Below are 16,814 nucleotides of genomic sequence, written 5' to 3'. Positions count from 1 at the left end.
AAACCCGACCATAGGCCGGGTAAAAGTCATCAGTATTTCATTAATTTCAACGACAGGTGCCGATATCGAGGGGATATCGTCGCAGTCATATTATCCGCTTAATATGACAGCCAGATGTCAGATTAAGCCTTGCGATACAGACGGCGTGGATGACCGATATTGCCGTACATCATCTCTACGCGCACGAACTGGGTAGCGACGCAATATTCCAGATAACGCCGGGCGGTGGTTTTGCTGATACCCACCTGTTTGACCACGTCTTCCACCGCGTGCGCCGCCTCCGGCTGTTCGATAAACAGCGCCTGCACCAACTCCAGCGTATTGGTTTCAATGCCCTTGGCACTGGGTTCGCTGGAGAACTGTTTGGATTGCAGGTTATACAGCGCGTCGACGTTGCTTTGGTCAATCACCTTAAAGGTGCGCTGGGTTTGAACAAACTGCATAAAACGTTCCAGCGAGTTGCGCAGCCGCTTATAGGATACCGGTTTGATGATGTAGTCGAAGGCACCGTTGCGGATAGCCTGGCTGCAGGTGTTCATATCGCTGGCGGCGGTAATGAAGATCACCGAACAGCCGGGGTTTTTCACCGCAGCTTCTTCCATCAGCTCGATACCCTGGCCGTCCGGCAAAAAGTTATCCAGCAGGATCAACCGCGGCTGGTGGGCGTTGACCTTGGCTCTGGCCTCGGCCAGCGTAGCGGCATAAGCCACCACCCGCAGAGCAAAGTTTTGCTCGATAAACTCGGCGTGCAGCGTGGCCAACTGCGGCTCATCTTCAACGATCAAAACGTCCAGTGCTTCTGGTTGCATCATTCGGGTGCTCGAAACGGGTTATAAGGTTTTAGGGATAAATAAAGAAAAAATGGCCCCGTGCGGCTCGTTGTCCGACACTTCTATACTGCCATGCGCCTGCGCTACGTGGCTGGCGACCAAATGCAGGCCGATGCCGTGGTCACCTTTATCTTCTTTGGTGGTGACGCCTTGCTCGAACAGCGTATCACGCACCTCGGGCGCAATGCCGATACCGCGATCGGCCACTTCAATCACCAGCTCATTGCTGATATCGCTAATATAGAGTTCTACCGCCTCGTGTGGCTCGGCGCAATGCAGCGTAGCGTCTACCGCATTATCCAGCAAATTGCCGATGATCGACATCAGTTCGGTTTCATTCAGCGCCGCCGGAATTTGTCGTAGCTGGCAGGCGGGATCGAAGCGCAGCTCAACGCCTTTTTCCCTGGCGCTGGAGTACTTGCCCAACAGCAAACCACAGAGTGCCGCCGAGCTGAAACGCTGCGAAATAAAGTCGAGAATTTCTTGCGCGCCTTCCGATTGAGCCTCCACATAGCGGATCGCCTCGTCGTAGCGCTGCATATGCAACAGCCCGGCCAGGGTGGCAGTCCAGTTAAGCTGCTCATGGCGCATGATACGCAGGTTGTCAGCGTAGCGTTTGACCTGACTGAGCTGGCTGCTCAGAGTATTGATGTCGTTCTTGTCGCGGAAGCTGATCACCCAGCCCTGCAGCTCTTGCTCCTGCATAATACGCACCCGGCTGGCGATAACCCGCACGTGGTTAAAGCGGCAAACCTCGTCGTGGGTGTCGTGCCCCAACTGGGAAGCGCCGAAGAAGTCCGGTTGTGACTGGATAATCTCGCCGATATTGCGGCCCATCAGCGCGGCGGCAGGTTGGCGCAGCTCCAGCAGTTCACGTGCCGCGTGGTTGATGGTGATGATCCGCAGTTGCGGGTCGACGGCTATGACGCCTTCATAGATGGCCTCCAGCAAGGCTTTTTGCTGACGCACCAGTAGCGCAATTTCTTTGGGTTCCAGCCAGAACATCTGGCGTTTTAAATTCTTCGACAACAGCCAGGAAAAAACAAACAGGGCGATTAATAACAACACAATGGATCCAACGATTTGCGTCAGGGTTCTGGCATTCAGATTGTCGATATGGGATTTCAGATAGCCGACCGAAACAATGCCGATGACGTTGTTATGCTCATCCATAATGGGCGCTTTACTGCGCAATGAAATGCCGATGCCACCTTTGCGGATGGAAATAATACTTTTCCCTTCCAGAACCTCTTTATTATCGCCCCCGACCATTGGGGTACCGACACGGTTGGTATATTCAGAGTGGTAAAGATGCCGGGTTTGTTTATCGCCGATCACGATATAGCTGGCATCGCTGCTGGCTCGTATTTTTTTCATCAGCTCGGCGATTTTTACCGGGTCGTTTTTTTCCACCGCGCTGACCAGCGAGGGGATCAGGGCAATCTCTCGCGCCTGTACTTGCGCCCGCGCGCCGAGATCGCGGTGCAACTGGGCATCGAGCTGATAGTAGGTATAGGCGCCAATAAAGCTCAGCAGCAGGCAGGAGAAGGCGACCAGGCACAAGAATAGCTTGATTTGAAATGAGAGTTTTATGCGCATGGTCTGGGAGGCACCCTGAGAAATCCTGAGCACTTACCCTATCATGAGTCGGGGTTCATGTAATATTGCGCCGGATCAACTTGTGATCGCCGCCACGGGTTTATTCTTGGCGGGTCGCTGCATTCACGGCCGCAATAAAATTGATAACTTTTAAAGTTTAAATAACATTAACACCATTAAAACCACGCTGTATTTTACATAACCTCAATTAACACCATAGAAACCATAACCACCATTAAAAACCCTTTTTTATTTTGAACAAAATCACAGCAGATAATCCGTGCGTTTCTCTATGATGGCTGAACAAACTAATAAGAGGCCAGATTATGAGCACAACAGATGATTCTTACCTCGTCGCCAAAGATAAAGCCGCTGAAATACCATTGCGTGAAAAATGGTGGCACATACTGGATAACTACAAAGTAGGGATTATTCCGTTGCCGTTCTTTGTTCTGGCCGGCGTGCTTATTTTACTTGATTGCCTGGAAGGGAAATTACCCAGCGATATCGTAGTGATGGTCGCAACGCTGGCCTTCTTTGGCTTTGCCTGCGGTGAGTTCGGTAAACGCCTGCCGCTGATCGGCAAAATGGGGGCCGCGGCGATCTGCGCCACCTTTATTCCTTCCGCACTGGTGCATTACGGCCTGCTGCCGGATGTAGTGGTGGAGTCGACCACCAAATTCTATAAGTCGACCAATATTCTGTACCTGTATATCTGCTGCATTATCGTCGGCAGCATTATGAGTATGAATCGTCAGGTGCTGATCCAGGGCTTCCTGCGCATCTTCGTACCGATGCTGTGCGGTGAGATTGCCGGCATGCTGGTGGGCATGGCCGTTGGTATGGCTCTTGGGCTGGAACCCTTCCAGATCTTCTTCTTCCTGATCTTGCCAATCATGGCCGGGGGCGTCGGTGAGGGCGCGATCCCGCTGTCGATGGGCTACGCGGCGATTTTGCATATGGAGCAGGGGGTGGCGTTAGGCCGTATTTTGCCGATCGTGATGCTCGGCAGTCTGACCGCCATTGTGCTTGCCGGCTTGCTGAATCAACTCGGTAAACGCTACCCGCACCTGACCGGTGAGGGCAGCCTGATGCCGAGCAAGCAGGGTGACAGCGAAATGAGCGCGGTGGATAAAATCAGCGGCAAGGTGGATGTCAGCACCATTGCCTGTGGCGCGCTGTTGGCCATCCTGCTGTACATGGTCGGGATGCTGCTGCACCGCATGATTGGCCTGCCTGCACCGGTTGGCATGCTGTTCGCGGCGGTAGCGGTGAAGCTGGCACACGGTGTTTCCCCACGCATTCAGGAAGGTTCGCAGGTGGTGTATAAGTTCTTCCGCACGGCGGTGACCTACCCAATCCTGTTTGCCGTTGGCGTAGCCATCACCCCATGGCAGGAACTGGTTAACGCCTTCACTCTCCAAAACCTGGTGGTGATTGTCAGCACCGTTTCCACCCTGGTGGCGACCGGTTTCTTCGTTGGTAAAAAAATTGGCATGCACCCGATAGACGTGGCGATTGTCTCCTGCTGCCAGAGCGGGCAGGGCGGCACCGGTGATGTAGCCATCCTGACTGCCGGTAACCGCATGTCGCTGATGCCGTTTGCCCAGATCGCCACCCGTATCGGCGGTGCGATCAACGTCTCACTCTCTTTGTTAGTCCTGGCCAAATTCTTCGTATAACAAAAAAAACTCAGTTTTCTTTGCCTTTCCCCGCCCCCGCGGGGATTTTTTTTGCCTGTGTCATCGCTCTTGCGGGCAGGCTCTGGGTTTTGCGTCAATACTTAGCGCTGCCAAATTTACAATAAGGAGTCGTTATGTTCTGGAAACGTTACCTGCTGGGGGCGGCGTTGGCCGTCATGTCGCTGCAAACTCTGGCCGCTGCGCCACAGGTGAAAACTCCCGCGCCGGGTTTTTATCGCATTATGCTGGGCAGCTATGAGGTCACCGCTTTGTCCGATGGTGTGCTCCGTTTGCCGGTGGAAAAACTGCTGCTTAACAGCTCGCCAAAGCAGATTGAAAACGCCCTGGCCGAGCGCCATCAGAAACTGCCGGTGATCACCTCGGTCAATGCCTATCTGATCAACACCGGCAGTAAGCTGATCCTGATTGATACCGGCGCCGGCAAGTTGCTGGGGGACGGGTTGGGCAAGCTGGTGGCCAACCTGAAGGCCGCCGGCTATCAGCCGCAGCAGGTGGACGAAATTTATCTGACCCATCTGCATCCGGATCATCTCGGCGGCCTGTCGCAAAACGGCAAGGCGGTATTCCCGAATGCGGTGGTGCATGCCAGTCAGCAGGATGCCGATTTTTGGCTGAGCGAGAGCCGATTGAAGCAGGCGAAAAGCGAAGACAGAGCCTCGTTTGAAAGGGCAATGGCGGCGATCAAACCCTATCAGGCTGCCGGGCACTTTAAATCTTTCGCCAGTGACGGTGAGTTGTCGCCAGGGATCAGCGCGTTCGCGACTCACGGCCATACGCCGGGGCACAACATTTATCTGGTCGAGAGCGAAGGTAAAAAGCTGCTGGTGATTGGCGATCTGATCCATGTGGCGGCAGTGCAGCTTCCCGATCCGCGCGTTGCCATAAGTTTCGACAGCGATGCCAAAGCGGCGGTGGCTCAGCGCCTGCGAGTCTTTGGTGATAGCGCCCGGCAGAGTGTGCTGGTGGGCGCTGCGCATCTGTCATTCCCGGGATTGGGTTATCTCAATCAGCAGGGTGAAGGCTACAACTGGGTCCCATTGGACTACGGCACAATGTAAGCCATTGGCCGCCCTTATGGGCGGTTTTTTAGTGGTTGCCTGCGGTGAACACCTTGCTGAACCAGTCGATAAATACCCGTACCCGGGGTGAAAGTTGGCGGCTGCGGGGATACAACAGCGATACCGGCATTGGCGTGGAAGGGAATTGTGGTAACAGCGGCAGCAGACTGCCGCTGGCCAAATCGTCGCGCAGGTGATAGCGCGGCATCTGAATAATCCCCAACCCCATACGAGCCGCAGCCACCAGGCTTTCCGCCGCGCTGACCGACACCGTACAGGGCAATATTAGCTGCTGCGGCTGGCCTGCGACGTTAAACTCCAGTGGCATTATGCTGCCGCTGGCCGAGGAGCGAAAACCCACCATGCGGTGCCCTTCAAGTTCATCGATGCCAAGCGGCGTGCCGAAGCGTTGCAGATAGTCCGGTGCCGCGCAGGTCACTTCTTCCAGCTCACCCAGCCGACGCGCCACCATATCGCTGTCTTTCAGTTTACCTACGCGGATCACGCAGTCGATGCCTTCCCGCACCGGATCCACCAGCCGATCGCCTTCGCTCATAAACAATTCGATATCCGGGTATTGCGCCAGAAAGTCGGGCAACCCCGGCAGCAGAAAGTGCCGTGCCAGCGTGCCATGCACATCAATGCGCAACAACCCACGCGGTTTTGCACCGGCAAAGGCCATCTCGGCATCTTCGATATCCGCCAGAATAGTCAGGCAGCGCTGATAGTAAGCCTCGCCATCCAGCGTTGGGCTGACGTGGCGAGTGGTGCGCTGCAGCAGCCGCACCTGCAACCTGGCCTCCAGTTGTTTGATGGCATCGGTCACCGTCGAACGTGGCAGAGCCAGATCCTGCGCGGCCTGGGTAAAGCTGCGTTGTTCCACCACGCGGGTGAACAGACGCATGGCATCAATTCTGTCCATGTGATTGTTCGCTTTATTCGAATAGTGATAACGAAGATTAGGGGATTATCCGCCATTGCGAAAGGTGCATGATGATCTCACGCCAGCAAGTCTGCCGGCGCAGCGCCGACGAGGAGAGATCAGATGAACACCACCCCCCAACAAGTTGCCATCGTAACCGGCGCATCACGCGGCATCGGTGCCGCCATCGCCGAACGGCTGGCCGCCGACGGTATGACAGTGATCGTCAATTATTCAGGTAATCAGGCTTTGGCCGATCAACTGGTGCGCAAAATCGAGCAAAATGGCGGCCGCGCGCTGAGCGCCAAAGCGGACGTCAGCGATGCCGCAGCGGTGGCAAAAATGTTTGACCACGCCGAACAGGCCTTCGGCGGCGTGGATATTTTGGTCAACAACGCCGGGGTAATTGCATTGGCCCCGGTGGCGGAAATGAGCGATGCCGATGCCGATCGGCTGATCGACATCAACCTGAAAGGCACCTTTAATACTCTGCGTGAAGCGGCGAAACGTCTGCGCGACAATGGCCGCATCATCAACTTTTCTTCCAGCGTGGTCGGGTTGTTACAGCCGAGCTACGGCATGTACGCCGCCAGCAAGGCCGCCGTTGAGGCGCTGACCAGCGTGCTGGCGAAAGAGCTGCGCGGGCGTAATATCACCGTCAATGCGATAGCGCCAGGCCCGACCGCCACCGGATTGTTCCTGGACGGTAAAACGCCGGAGCTTGTCGAACGTCTGGCGAAAATGGCACCGCTGGAGCGTCTGGGCCAGCCGCAGGATATCGCCGCGGCGGTATCATTCCTGGCGGGTGCCGACGGTGCCTGGATCAACGGCCAAACCCTGCGTGCCAACGGTGGCATTATCTGATGCTTGCGGCCGGTTTTTCCGCGGCGGGATCGGGTATCCTGTGGCAGGAAATCCACCGCGAGGAAGCGTTTAATGGTAGGCCGCAGTAGAAGAAGGAAAACGGGCAGTCAGATCGATGATGGCGTCCGTTCGCCCTGCAATAATGTTTGCCAGATCGACACCGAAAAATCGTGGTGCCGTGGCTGTTGGCGCACGCTGGATGAAATCGCCGCCTGGTCGAGTGCCGATGACGATGAAAAGCGAGCCATCTGGCAACGCATCCGGCAGCGTGCCGTGATCTCTGAATGAATATATTGAGGATGTAAGAGAGGGACTTACTATGCCAATAATTACTGTTTTGATACCTGAAAGGCTTGAAGGTCGAATAATAGCGGCAGCAAAACAAAGTGGTATAACTTCTAACAGTTTTATTTTACAGGCAATTACCGAGAAAATTCAGAGAAGAGAACTGCGCCGCAATTTTGAGGATGAGGCAGAAAATCGTTATGCCAATCTAGTGGCAACGGGAAAAACGCTTTCCTGGGGCGATAGGCGAGGTTTTCTCGAAAGTAATGTGCAGCTAGCAAAAGAATGAATTGTAGGGGCGCTGCATGCTGCGCCCGTTCACCGGTTATCGTTATAAGGCGAAGTTATTCGCCCCTGCTATTAACCTCAGAAATCCCAGTCGTCATCCTCGGTATTGACCGCTTTACCAATCACGTAAGACGAGCCGGAGCCGGAGAAGAAGTCGTGGTTCTCATCGGCGTTCGGCGACAGCGCCGACAGAATCGCCGGATTGACCTCCGCCATCGACGGTGGGAACAGCGCTTCGTACCCCAGATTCATCAGCGCCTTGTTGGCGTTATAGTGCAGGAAGGTTTTCACGTCCTCGGTCCAACCCACCCCGTCGTACAGCTCTTCGGTGTAACGCACCTCGTTGTCATACAGATCCTGCAGCAGATCGAAGGCGAAGTTTTTCACCTGTTGCCGGCGGGCGGCATCGACCTTCTCCAACCCTTTCTGGAATTTATAGCCAATGTAATAGCCGTGTACTGCCTCGTCGCGGATGATCAGGCGGATCAGATCGGCGGTGTTGGTCAGTTTGGCGCGGCTCGACCAGTACATCGGCAGGTAAAAGCCCGAATAGAACAGGAACGACTCGAGGAACACGCTGGCGACCTTCTTCATCAGCGGATCGTCACTGCGGTAGTGGGCCAAAATGATGCTGGCCTTTTTCTGCAGCGCACGGTTTTCCTCGCTCCAGCGGTAGGCGTCGTCGACGTCCGGCGTTTGGCACAGCGTGGAGAAAATCGAGCTGTAGGAGCGGGCGTGTACCGCCTCCATAAAGCTGATATTGGAGTACACCGCCTCCTCGTGCGGCGTAATGGCATCGGCGATCAGCGCGGGTGCTCCGACGGTATTTTGAATGGTATCGAGCAGCGTCAGGCCGGTGAACACCCGGATGGTCAGTTGCTGTTCCTTCGGTGTCAGCGTGGCCCACGAGGGAATATCGTTCGACAGCGGCACCTTCTCCGGCAGCCAGAAGTTGGAGGTCAGACGGTTCCACACCTCCAGATCCTTGTCGTCTTCGATGATGTTCCAGTTGACTGCGCGCACCAGCTGCGCCGGTTTAATGCTATTCATAATTTGCCTCACAGTGCGCAGGACACGCAGCCCTGCACCTCGGTGCCTTCCAACGCCATCTGGCGCAGGCGGATGTAATAAATGGTTTTGATGCCTTTACGCCAGGCGTAAATTTGAGCGCGGTTGATGTCGCGCGTAGTGGCGGTGTCGCGGAAGAACAACGTCAGCGACAATCCCTGATCGACGTGCTGGCTGGCGGCGGCATAGGTATCAATGATCTTTTCCGGCCCGATGTCATAGGCATCCTGGTAGTACTCCAGGTTTTCGTTGGTCATATAGGGCGCCGGATAATACACGCGACCAATCTTGCCCTCTTTGCGGATCTCGATGCGTGACACAATCGGATGAATGCTGGAGGTCGAATTATTGATGTAAGAAATGGAACCGGTTGGTGGCACCGCCTGCAGGTTCTGGTTGTACAGCCCGTGCATCATCACTGACTGGCGCAGTGCCAGCCACTCTTCACGGCCTGGAATGGCGATATTGGCGTCGGCGAACAGTGTGCGAACTCGCTCGGTTTGTGGCAGCCAATCACGCTCGGTGTATTTGCTGAAATACTCACCGGAGGCGTAGGTGGAATCCTCAAAGCCGCCGAAGGCGCTGCCGCGTTCAATCGCCAATTGGTTAGAAGCGCGAATGGCGTGGTAAGCAACGGCGTAGAAATAGATATTGGTGAAATCAATCCCTTCCTCCGAGCCATAAAAGATGCGTTCGCGTGCCAGATAGCCATGCAGGTTCATCTGGCCCAGACCGATGGCGTGCGAGCTGCGATTGCCTTCGGCGATCGACGGCACCGAACGAATGTCGCTCATGTCCGCCACCGCCGTCAGCGCGCGGATCGCGGTGTCGACGGCTTTGCCGAAGTCCGGCGCATCCATGGTTTTGGCGATATTCAGCGAGCCGAGGTTGCAGGAGATATCCTTGCCCACCTGGTCATAGCTCAGGTCATCGTGGTAAGTGCTGGCGCGGTTAACCTGCAAAATCTCCGAGCACAGGTTACTCATATTGATGCGTCCGGCGATCGGGTTCTCACGATTGACGGTATCTTCAAACATCATGTACGGGTAACCAGATTCGAATTGGATCTCCGCCAGCACCTGGAAAAACTCACGCGCATTGATGCGTGATTTGCGGATGCGCTTGTCATCCACCATTTCGCGATATTTCTCGCTGACGCTGATTTCCGAGAAGGGCACGCCATACACCTGCTCGACGTCATACGGCGAGAACAGGTACATCTCTTCATTATTTTTCGCCAGCTCGAAGGTGATATCCGGGATCACCACCCCCAGCGACAGCGTTTTAATGCGGATCTTCTCGTCGGCGTTTTCGCGCTTGGTATCGAGAAAACGCAGGATATCCGGGTGGTGAGCATTGAGATAGACCGCTCCGGCTCCCTGGCGTGCGCCCAGTTGGTTGGCGTAAGAGAAGGCGTCTTCCAGCATTTTCATGATCGGAATAACGCCGGAGGATTGGTTCTCAATGCGTTTGATCGGCGCACCGACTTCACGGATATTGGTCAGCAAAAATGCCACGCCGCCGCCGCGTTTCGACAGTTGCAGCGCAGAATTCACCGCCCGGCCAATCGACTCCATGTTGTCTTCAATGCGCAGCAGGAAGCAGGAAACCAGTTCGCCGCGCTGCTGTTTGCCGCAGTTGAGGAAGGTTGGCGTCGCCGGCTGGAAGCGACCGGAGATCATTTCTTCTACCAAATCCTGCGCCAGTGCGGTATCACCCGCTGCCAGCGTCATGGCGACCATGCACACCCGGTCCTCGTAGCGTTCCAGATAGCGTTTGCCGTCAAAGGTTTTCAGCGTGTAGCTGGTGTAGTACTTAAAGGCCCCGAGGAAGGTCTCGAAGCGGAATTTTTTCGCGTAGGCCTGCTGGAATAGCTGCTTGATAAAGGCGAAGTCGTATTGCGCCAGTACGCTTTGCTCGTAATAGCCTTCTTCCACCAGATAACGCAGCTTTTCTTCCAGGTTGTGGAAGAACACGGTGTTTTGATTCACGTGCTGCAGGAAGTAGTGCCGCGCCGCCAGCCGATCCTTGTCAAACTGGATGCGGCCTTCGGCATCATAAAGATTTAGCATCGCGTTGAGCGAATGGTAATCCAGCGCGCTGGTAGCGGGCCTGGTCAGTTCTGTCGTTGCCAAAATGCGGTTACTCCCTGTCGAACGTTTGCAACGTCTTGTGTGGTGCCGAGCAGTTCAAAACGGTAAAGAAAAGGCACCTGACATTTTTTGGCGATGATGTCGCCGGCAATGCCGTACGCTGCACCGAAATTGGTATTCCCGGCGGCGATGACGCCGCGCAGGAAAGCGCGATTCTGTGGATCGTTGAGAAAGCGGATCACCTGGATCGGCACGGCTCCCACGGCGCTGCCGCCGCCATAGCTGGGCACGATCAAAATATAGGGTGTTTCCATCAACAGTTTGCTGCGGGCACCGGCGATCGGTATGCGCATCGCCGGCAAGCCCAACTTTTCAACGAACCTGTGGGTGTTCTCCGAGCTGCTGGAGAAATAGACCAGCGGGTTCATGGTCGGCCTCAAGGCACCAGGGCGTGAGCCAGTGCGCCAATTTTGTCCGGGCGGAAACCGGACCAGTGATCGTCACCGGCGATAATCACCGGAACCTGCTGATAGCCAAGGGATTTGACATGGCTCAGCGCCTGTTGATCCTGGGTGAGGTCGATCACCTGATAACCAATCCCTTGTTTATCGAATGCGCGATAGGTGGCGTTGCACTGGACACAGTCCAGTTTACTGTAAATAATAATGCTCATGATTCGCATTTACCTTTTTAGCTGAAGGAAAGGCGGAAAGGTCAGATAACGGAGCATTGAACGGCGTTTCTGACGGCGTTACCGACCGCGACATATTCCCTGCGGTTGATGGCTTAAATACTATATGTAGATATTTGTTTTATCAACCACGCTATATATGGTGTTTTGTTGGGTTTTTCGCGCAGGGCGCAGCGGGGCTGGAACAGCGGTGGGTAAATTTTTTTTGCAGAGGGTTATTGACGGAAAACCCCTCTCGCCGCGAGAGGGGAAGTGCGGTTTTATCACTGACGCATGCTGATGGCCAGGCGGTTAAAGGCATTCATGATGCTGATGGCGAAGGTCAAATCGGCAATTTCCACGTCGCTGAAGTGCGCCTGCAGTGCTTCAAACGCGCTGTCCGGTGCGCCAGTCGTGGCGATCAGCGTGACGGACTCTGCCCATTCCAGTGCTGCACGCTCGCGCTCACTGAATTCATGGCTGACGCGCCAGCCTGCCAACTGGTCCAGTTTGGCGTTATTGACGCCGCTTTCGCGTAGCGTTTTGCCGTGCATATCCAGGCAGAAGGCACAGCCGTTGATCTGCGAAACACGCATGAACATCAGTTCAATCGTCGCTTTGTCCAGCGCGCCTTTCTCCAGTGCCATCAGGGCGCTCACCATGCTTTTGTACGGTGCGGGGGAGAGTGCGGAATAGTTCAAACGTTGCTTAATCATGGTCAACCTCGGTGTGCGAATAACAGGAACATGACGCTACTTTAACGGTGATATGGACTATACTATAGGGCCATAAAATGATTATTTAACCGGGCCATAATGCACTGTATCCATCAGACCAGCAGTATTGGGCATATGTGTGTGCGACGTTGCTTGAGTGAGCATCTCCCTCTCCTTTGGGAGAGGGCCGGGGTGAGGGGCTTTTGCATCAGTGTGCTTCCCCTCACCCTAACCCTCTCCCAAGGGAGAGGGGACTATTTCGCCTTGATTTGTAGCATTAAGACGTGATGCGTCCGTTTCTTTCCTCCCTAACGCTGGACAGTCGGCTTGCCGACCCGCTGTACCGGCAGATTTATCTGCGAATTAAAGATGCCATTGCGCAGGGAACTCTGCAGGCGGGCAGTCGGCTGCCTTCGGTTCGTGGACTGGCGAGCGATCTGGGCGTGGCGCGCGCGACGGTAGAAAGTGCCTACGCTCAGCTGATTGCCGAAGGTTTTCTGCAAAGTCGGGGGCAGGCGGGAACCTATGTTTCCCCGCAGTTGCAAAACCTGCCGGTGCGTGCGGCGCTGGCGGTGGAGCCTTTGCCAACGGTGACGGCGAATGCGCTGCATCCGAACGGCGCCACACAGCCGTTTCAACTGGGGCTACCGGCGTTGGATGCCTTTCCTCGCGCACTGTGGCAGCGGATTGTCGGCCGCCAGTTACGCACCAGCCCACTGGCTGCTCTGGCCCATCCTTCAACTCAGGGATTGCCTGAGCTGCGTGCGGCGATCGTCAATTATTTACAGCTTTCGCGCGGCATCAGTTGCCGACCGGAACAGGTGTTTATCTGCGCAGGGTATCAGGCGCTGCTGGATCTGGTGATCGGTACCCTGCTCAAGCCGGATGATCAGGTATGGCTGGAGGATCCGGGCTATCCGGTGACGCTGCCGCTGTTTCAAGCCGCCGGCATGCGGCCGGTGGCGGTGCCGGTTGATGAACAGGGCATGAACATTGCCAGCGGTATGGCCAGGGCGCCTCAGGCTCGGATGGCGGTGCTGACGCCGACCCACCAAAGTCCATTGGGGGTTTCGCTTAGCCTGGCGCGGCGCATGGCATTGCTGGAGTGGGCGCAACAGCAGGCGGCATGGGTGATTGAAGATGACTACGACAGTGAGGTTCGTTACCACGGCAGGCCGTTGCCACCGCTGAAAAGCCTCGATCGTCAGGGGCGGGTGCTTTACGCCGGAACCTTCAGCAAAACGCTGTTCCCGGCATTGCGCATGGCGTACTTAGTGGTACCGGCAGGGCAGGTGGAAGCCTTTGGGCGTAGCAGTCGGCTGCGCGGCTGCGGTTGCCCGCCGTTGTTACAGGCCAGCGTGGCGGACTTTATTGAACAGGGGCATTTCTATCGCCATTTGAAACGGATGCGGCCAATCTACCGTCAACGCAGAGCGTGGCTGGCGCAAGCGCTGGAACAACAGTTGGCGGAGTATTTGACGGTGGCGTCGCAGGACGGCGGCATTCAGCTATTGGCTCGTTTTAAACAGGATGGAGAGGATCGGCGCTTGGCGCAGGACGCCTGGCAGTGCGGTCTGTCGGTGCAGGCGCTATCGGACTGGCGAATCACAGAGCCTACAGGTACTGGCTTGCTGATGGGGTTTGCCAACTTTACTCAGCAGACCGAGACGGAGCGTGCGGTGGCCAGATTGGCTGAGTTGTTCAAAGGCAGAAATTAAACGGCCCACGGTTTCCCGTGGGCCAGACGCACATCTGTTTTATCTTTATGACTGCAAGGGGTGTTAACGCCGGGCCAGCAGTACGCCAAGGACGATGCCGACAGCGGCCCCGATCCCAACGCCCTGCCAAGGTTTGTCGCGCACGTAGCTGTCGGCTTGTCCGACGACATCGCGGGCGTGCTGTGTCAAATTGCTGGAGCCATTGAAGCGCGCACGGGCATCGCGTAAAACGCCTTTTGCCTTGCTGTGCAGCTCTTTCAGTTCCTCCTTGGTCTTGTCACCGGATTCGCGTAGCACCTCATCCAGCGTATCCGCCAGCAGGGTGACGTCTTGATCGATGTCGCGTTCTACTTTTTCTGATCTCTTAAACATTCGATTCTCCGTTTCGACACATGTCTTTTAAGTGTAGACCATTATTTAAAATGTGTTGGCGATCACGGAAAAAAACGGCCTGTCCGATGGTCATGCTGTCGCTGTACATTTGGTTACTCGGCGAAACCAATCACTCACGGAAGCGGCTCATCGATTCCTCTAGTATCTGCTTCAACGGCCCAACGGGGCTTACTGAAAAAACACTCTGAGGAATTAAAGATGAAAAAAGTATTAGCCCTGATCGTTGCTGCTACCATGGGTCTGTCTTCTGTTGCCTTCGCTGCCGATGCAGTAGCTCCAGCGGCTGCGGCTCCAGCTGCAACCACTACCGCTGCACCAGCCGCTGCTGCTACCAAGGCACCAGCTAAAGCCACTCACCATAAGAAAGCGCACAAGAAAGCCCCAGCTCAGAAAGCTCAGGCCGCTAAAAAGCACCACAAAGCGACCAAGAAAGCCCCAGCACAGAAAGCCCAGGCCGCCAAAAAGCACCACAAAGCGACCAAAGCCGCTCCAGCACAGAAAGCCCAGGCCGCTAAAAAGCACCACAAAGCCACCAAGCCAGCTGCAGCTCAAAAAGCCCAGGCTGCTAAAAAACACCACAAAGCCACCAAAAAAGCCGCTCCAGCCGCTAAATAAGTGAAGTCTGCGGGTACCGCAGCATCCAGACAGTATTAAAACACCCGGTTTTGCCGGGTGTTTTCTTTTGAGGGCTAGCTCATGATGATCAATCGTTATTTATTCGAAGTGATTTTCAGCGCCGTCACCCTGTGTGGGTTAATTGTCGCCTGGGAGCTGTTCCTGGCCGACGGTTTTCTCTGATTACTGCGCCAGCGTGGTTTCATGCAGGTGCCGCCAACACAGCCCGGTTTGGGTCTGTTCGAACACCACGGTGGAGTTGCGTAGCGTTGCCGCCTGTCCCGGCAACATTTGCTTTTCACGGTAGCTGACCACCGCACCGGTCGGCCATTCGGCCACTAATGTCATCTCTTCTATAGTGATTTCCAGCCCCGGTTTAGCGGCGCGATGCGCGTGGAAAAAGGCGCTCAGTGCGGCGAAATCCAGCCGACTGCCGTTTAGCGCGATCATGCTGAATGCCGGGTCAAAACGTGCCAATAAGGCCTGTTCTTCCCCTGCACCTTTCTCCAGCCAGTTTTCAATGGCGACATGAGCGTCGATCACTTCGGTAAAATAGCGGTTCATCAGTTTTCCTGTTGAGTATTGAGATGGCGCACGATGGCGCGGTTAGCGATGCGCAGACACAGCAGCAGTGGGATCAGCGTGCTGGCGGCGGCCAGGTAAAAACAGCTTTGGTAAGCGACGGCGGGGGAGAAATGTTCAAGCAGCAGATTCAGCAGCAGGCTGAGCAGGGCGACCCCCAGGCAAAAGCTGAGCTGTCGATTGATATTCCACAGGGCGCTGGCATCTGCCAGTTGCTCATCGGCAATCTGCAGGAAAGCGCTGCTTTGCGCGGTGCTGCTGCACAGGCTGCCGCCAAAGCCCATCAGGGCGAAGGCCGCCAGCTGCAACCCATGATCCCCGGCATGGGTAATTTGCGACAGCGCCAGAATGCCCAACCCCTGCAGCAGGCAACCGGCGATAAACAGCGGTCGTGGGCCAAGGCGGTTAAACTTCTTGCCGGTCAGCGTGATGGCCAAAAACGAGGCCAGCGACCAGGGCAGCATCAGGCTGCCGACCTGTGCGGCGTGCATGCCCAATTGATTTTGCAGATACAGCATGGCGACCAGGCTGACGCCGATAAACAGGCCGGGAATGCATTGATAAATCATCATTGAAGTGCGCAGCAACGGATCCTGCATCAGCCGCAAATTCAGCAGCGGTTGGGCAATGCGCAGGCTGCGTCGCAGGTAATAGACCAGCATCAGTGCCCCGGCAGCCAATAACACCATGCCCTGTGCCAGGCCATCGGCTTCACCCAGCCGGGTCAGACCCAGCAGGATTAGCGTCAGCGCAGCGCAGGCGCTGAGCAGCCCATTGAGATCGAGCGGCCTGCGCTGCGGATCGACCGTCTGCGGGCGTAACCACAGCGCGGCCAGCAGCAACGCCAGCGCCGCCAGCGGTAGGTTGGCGAAGAATACCCAACGCCAGTCAAGACTGTCGACAATCAACCCGCCCAGCGCCGGTGACAGCGCCGGTGCCAGCAGGCCGACCAGCATAATGGCGGCGGAAAGCCCGGCGCGTTCGTGGCTGCGATACAGTTGATAGGTCAGCGTTTGGCCGATAGGGATCAGCAAACCGCCGCCCATACCTTGCAGTACCCGCCAACCAATCAACTCGCCAATTGAGCTGGCGTAGCCCGCCGCGGTTGTCGCCAGCATAAACAGCGTCAGCGACAACAAAAATACCCGTCGTCCGCCGATGCGCTGTGCCAGCCAGGCGCTGAGCGGGATCACCAGCGTCAGGCCGAGAATATAACCGTTACTGACCCAGGCCAGTTCACCGACCGAAGCCTGCAGCGCATGGCCGATCGACGGATAAGCGACATTGGCGATAAACATGTTGATCAGATCGACAAAAAATCCGAGCAGATAGACGATTGCGACTTTGATGCGATAGGGCATGAGGCCTCCGGTTGAAGGCCCGCAGTGTAGCGGGTGGGAAACTGCGGAT

Annotated in this window: 18 protein-coding genes; 7 read left to right on the top strand and 11 right to left on the bottom strand. The window is 55.9% G+C overall.

The window, feature by feature from the left end; genetic code table 11:
* Positions 1 to 122: 122 nt before the first annotated feature.
* Both ACSOSI_RS20305 and ACSOSI_RS20300 read right to left on the bottom strand, forming a co-directional pair.
* Complete coding sequence (locus ACSOSI_RS20305) at positions 123 to 809, bottom strand: response regulator (protein WP_115183947.1); 687 nt, start codon at positions 807 to 809, stop codon at positions 123 to 125.
* Positions 810 to 830: 21 nt separating this feature from the next.
* Positions 831 to 2,429 (bottom strand): ATP-binding protein, encoded by a 1,599-nt coding sequence (locus ACSOSI_RS20300; protein WP_017893768.1) that lies wholly within the window; start codon positions 2,427 to 2,429, stop codon positions 831 to 833.
* Positions 2,430 to 2,755: 326 nt separating this feature from the next.
* On the opposite strand from ACSOSI_RS20300, the gene ACSOSI_RS20295 reads away from it, so the two are divergent.
* Together ACSOSI_RS20295 and ACSOSI_RS20290 are read left to right on the top strand one after the other, a co-directional pair.
* A complete protein-coding gene (locus ACSOSI_RS20295) occupies positions 2,756 to 4,111 on the top strand; it encodes a 2-hydroxycarboxylate transporter family protein (RefSeq protein ID WP_017893767.1) in 1,356 nt (451 codons plus the stop codon).
* A 134-nt stretch (positions 4,112 to 4,245) separates the two neighbouring features.
* A complete protein-coding gene (locus ACSOSI_RS20290; RefSeq protein ID WP_476706054.1) occupies positions 4,246 to 5,190 on the top strand; it encodes an MBL fold metallo-hydrolase in 945 nt (314 codons plus the stop codon).
* Positions 5,191 to 5,218: 28 nt separating this feature from the next.
* On the opposite strand, the gene ACSOSI_RS20285 is transcribed toward ACSOSI_RS20290, so the two are convergent.
* Positions 5,219 to 6,112, bottom strand: a complete 894-nt coding sequence (locus ACSOSI_RS20285) for a LysR family transcriptional regulator (RefSeq protein WP_476706053.1) — start codon at positions 6,110 to 6,112, stop codon at positions 5,219 to 5,221.
* A 123-nt stretch (positions 6,113 to 6,235) separates the two neighbouring features.
* Here ACSOSI_RS20285 and ACSOSI_RS20280 point away from each other — a divergent pair, with 123 nt between their 5' ends.
* The 3 genes from ACSOSI_RS20280 (at position 6,236) to ACSOSI_RS20270 (ending at position 7,550) form a co-directional block, all read left to right on the top strand.
* Positions 6,236 to 6,976, top strand: coding sequence for an SDR family oxidoreductase (locus ACSOSI_RS20280; RefSeq protein WP_153859308.1), 741 nt, complete (start codon positions 6,236 to 6,238; stop codon positions 6,974 to 6,976).
* 72 nt (positions 6,977 to 7,048) lie between these two features.
* The gene (locus tag ACSOSI_RS20275) at positions 7,049 to 7,264 is read left to right on the top strand and encodes a DUF1289 domain-containing protein (protein ID WP_012146432.1); all 216 of its coding nucleotides are present in this window, start codon (positions 7,049 to 7,051) and stop codon (positions 7,262 to 7,264) included.
* Between the two features lie 31 nt (positions 7,265 to 7,295).
* Positions 7,296 to 7,550: a CopG family transcriptional regulator gene (locus tag ACSOSI_RS20270; protein WP_476706052.1), complete on the top strand. Its 255-nt coding sequence runs from the start codon at positions 7,296 to 7,298 to the stop codon at positions 7,548 to 7,550.
* A gap of 77 nt (positions 7,551 to 7,627) precedes the next feature.
* Here ACSOSI_RS20270 and nrdF read toward each other — a convergent pair whose 3' ends face one another.
* From nrdF to ACSOSI_RS20245, 5 genes are all read right to left on the bottom strand, one after another.
* A complete protein-coding gene (gene nrdF / locus ACSOSI_RS20265; RefSeq protein WP_012146430.1) occupies positions 7,628 to 8,599 on the bottom strand; it encodes a class 1b ribonucleoside-diphosphate reductase subunit beta in 972 nt (323 codons plus the stop codon).
* A gap of 8 nt (positions 8,600 to 8,607) precedes the next feature.
* On the bottom strand, positions 8,608 to 10,752 hold the full coding sequence (gene nrdE / locus ACSOSI_RS20260; protein ID WP_476706051.1) for a class 1b ribonucleoside-diphosphate reductase subunit alpha: 2,145 nt from the start codon (positions 10,750 to 10,752) through the stop codon (positions 8,608 to 8,610).
* Positions 10,734 to 11,138: a class Ib ribonucleoside-diphosphate reductase assembly flavoprotein NrdI gene (nrdI, locus tag ACSOSI_RS20255; RefSeq protein ID WP_017893761.1), complete on the bottom strand. Its 405-nt coding sequence runs from the start codon at positions 11,136 to 11,138 to the stop codon at positions 10,734 to 10,736. The genes nrdE and nrdI overlap by 19 nt, the downstream gene beginning before the upstream one ends.
* An 8-nt stretch (positions 11,139 to 11,146) precedes the next feature.
* On the bottom strand, positions 11,147 to 11,383 hold the full coding sequence (nrdH, locus tag ACSOSI_RS20250; protein WP_476706050.1) for a glutaredoxin-like protein NrdH: 237 nt from the start codon (positions 11,381 to 11,383) through the stop codon (positions 11,147 to 11,149).
* A 281-nt stretch (positions 11,384 to 11,664) separates the two neighbouring features.
* Positions 11,665 to 12,096, bottom strand: coding sequence for a carboxymuconolactone decarboxylase family protein (locus tag ACSOSI_RS20245; protein ID WP_012146426.1), 432 nt, complete (start codon positions 12,094 to 12,096; stop codon positions 11,665 to 11,667).
* 284 nt (positions 12,097 to 12,380) lie between these two features.
* On the opposite strand from ACSOSI_RS20245, the gene pdxR reads away from it, so the two are divergent.
* Entirely contained in the window at positions 12,381 to 13,814 is a 1,434-nt protein-coding gene (gene pdxR / locus ACSOSI_RS20240; RefSeq protein WP_476706049.1) for a MocR-like pyridoxine biosynthesis transcription factor PdxR, read from the top strand.
* 63 nt (positions 13,815 to 13,877) lie between these two features.
* On the opposite strand, the gene ACSOSI_RS20235 is transcribed toward pdxR, so the two are convergent.
* Entirely contained in the window at positions 13,878 to 14,186 is a 309-nt protein-coding gene (locus ACSOSI_RS20235) for an ElaB/YgaM/YqjD family protein (protein WP_012146424.1), read from the bottom strand.
* Positions 14,187 to 14,405: 219 nt separating this feature from the next.
* Between ACSOSI_RS20235 and asr the strand changes: the two genes are divergently transcribed.
* Entirely contained in the window at positions 14,406 to 14,822 is a 417-nt protein-coding gene (gene asr / locus ACSOSI_RS20230) for an acid resistance repetitive basic protein Asr (RefSeq protein ID WP_012146423.1), read from the top strand.
* A gap of 183 nt (positions 14,823 to 15,005) precedes the next feature.
* Here the strand turns inward: asr and ACSOSI_RS20225 are convergent, their stop codons facing one another.
* Both ACSOSI_RS20225 and ACSOSI_RS20220 read right to left on the bottom strand, forming a co-directional pair.
* The gene (locus tag ACSOSI_RS20225; protein WP_476706048.1) at positions 15,006 to 15,386 is read right to left on the bottom strand and encodes a DUF4440 domain-containing protein; all 381 of its coding nucleotides are present in this window, start codon (positions 15,384 to 15,386) and stop codon (positions 15,006 to 15,008) included.
* Complete coding sequence (locus ACSOSI_RS20220; RefSeq protein WP_476706047.1) at positions 15,386 to 16,765, bottom strand: MFS transporter; 1,380 nt, start codon at positions 16,763 to 16,765, stop codon at positions 15,386 to 15,388. Before ACSOSI_RS20220 ends, ACSOSI_RS20225 begins: the two co-directional genes overlap by 1 nt.
* Positions 16,766 to 16,814: the final 49 nt, after the last annotated feature.

Source organism: Serratia sp. AR11, from assembly GCF_056376275.1.
The sequence above is the reverse complement of the archived record's forward strand: the minus strand, read 5'-3'. Positions and strand labels throughout refer to the sequence as shown.

Excerpts from the sequence above, each read along its gene's own strand:
- ACSOSI_RS20305 (WP_115183947.1), bottom strand. The coding sequence starts at position 809 with ATGCAACCAGAAGCACTGGACGTTTTGATCGTTGAAGATGAGCCGCAG.
- ACSOSI_RS20300 (WP_017893768.1), bottom strand. The coding sequence starts at position 2,429 with ATGCGCATAAAACTCTCATTTCAAATCAAGCTATTCTTGTGCCTGGTC.
- ACSOSI_RS20295 (WP_017893767.1), top strand. The coding sequence starts at position 2,756 with ATGAGCACAACAGATGATTCTTACCTCGTCGCCAAAGATAAAGCCGCT.
- ACSOSI_RS20290 (WP_476706054.1), top strand. The coding sequence starts at position 4,246 with ATGTTCTGGAAACGTTACCTGCTGGGGGCGGCGTTGGCCGTCATGTCG.
- ACSOSI_RS20285 (WP_476706053.1), bottom strand. The coding sequence starts at position 6,112 with ATGGACAGAATTGATGCCATGCGTCTGTTCACCCGCGTGGTGGAACAA.
- ACSOSI_RS20280 (WP_153859308.1), top strand. The coding sequence starts at position 6,236 with ATGAACACCACCCCCCAACAAGTTGCCATCGTAACCGGCGCATCACGC.
- ACSOSI_RS20275 (WP_012146432.1), top strand. The coding sequence starts at position 7,049 with ATGGTAGGCCGCAGTAGAAGAAGGAAAACGGGCAGTCAGATCGATGAT.
- ACSOSI_RS20270 (WP_476706052.1), top strand. The coding sequence starts at position 7,296 with ATGCCAATAATTACTGTTTTGATACCTGAAAGGCTTGAAGGTCGAATA.
- nrdF (WP_012146430.1), bottom strand. The coding sequence starts at position 8,599 with ATGAATAGCATTAAACCGGCGCAGCTGGTGCGCGCAGTCAACTGGAAC.
- nrdI (WP_017893761.1), bottom strand. The coding sequence starts at position 11,138 with ATGAACCCGCTGGTCTATTTCTCCAGCAGCTCGGAGAACACCCACAGG.
- nrdH (WP_476706050.1), bottom strand. The coding sequence starts at position 11,383 with ATGAGCATTATTATTTACAGTAAACTGGACTGTGTCCAGTGCAACGCC.
- ACSOSI_RS20245 (WP_012146426.1), bottom strand. The coding sequence starts at position 12,096 with ATGATTAAGCAACGTTTGAACTATTCCGCACTCTCCCCCGCACCGTAC.
- ACSOSI_RS20235 (WP_012146424.1), bottom strand. The coding sequence starts at position 14,186 with ATGTTTAAGAGATCAGAAAAAGTAGAACGCGACATCGATCAAGACGTC.
- asr (WP_012146423.1), top strand. The coding sequence starts at position 14,406 with ATGAAAAAAGTATTAGCCCTGATCGTTGCTGCTACCATGGGTCTGTCT.
- ACSOSI_RS20225 (WP_476706048.1), bottom strand. The coding sequence starts at position 15,386 with ATGAACCGCTATTTTACCGAAGTGATCGACGCTCATGTCGCCATTGAA.
- ACSOSI_RS20220 (WP_476706047.1), bottom strand. The coding sequence starts at position 16,765 with ATGCCCTATCGCATCAAAGTCGCAATCGTCTATCTGCTCGGATTTTTT.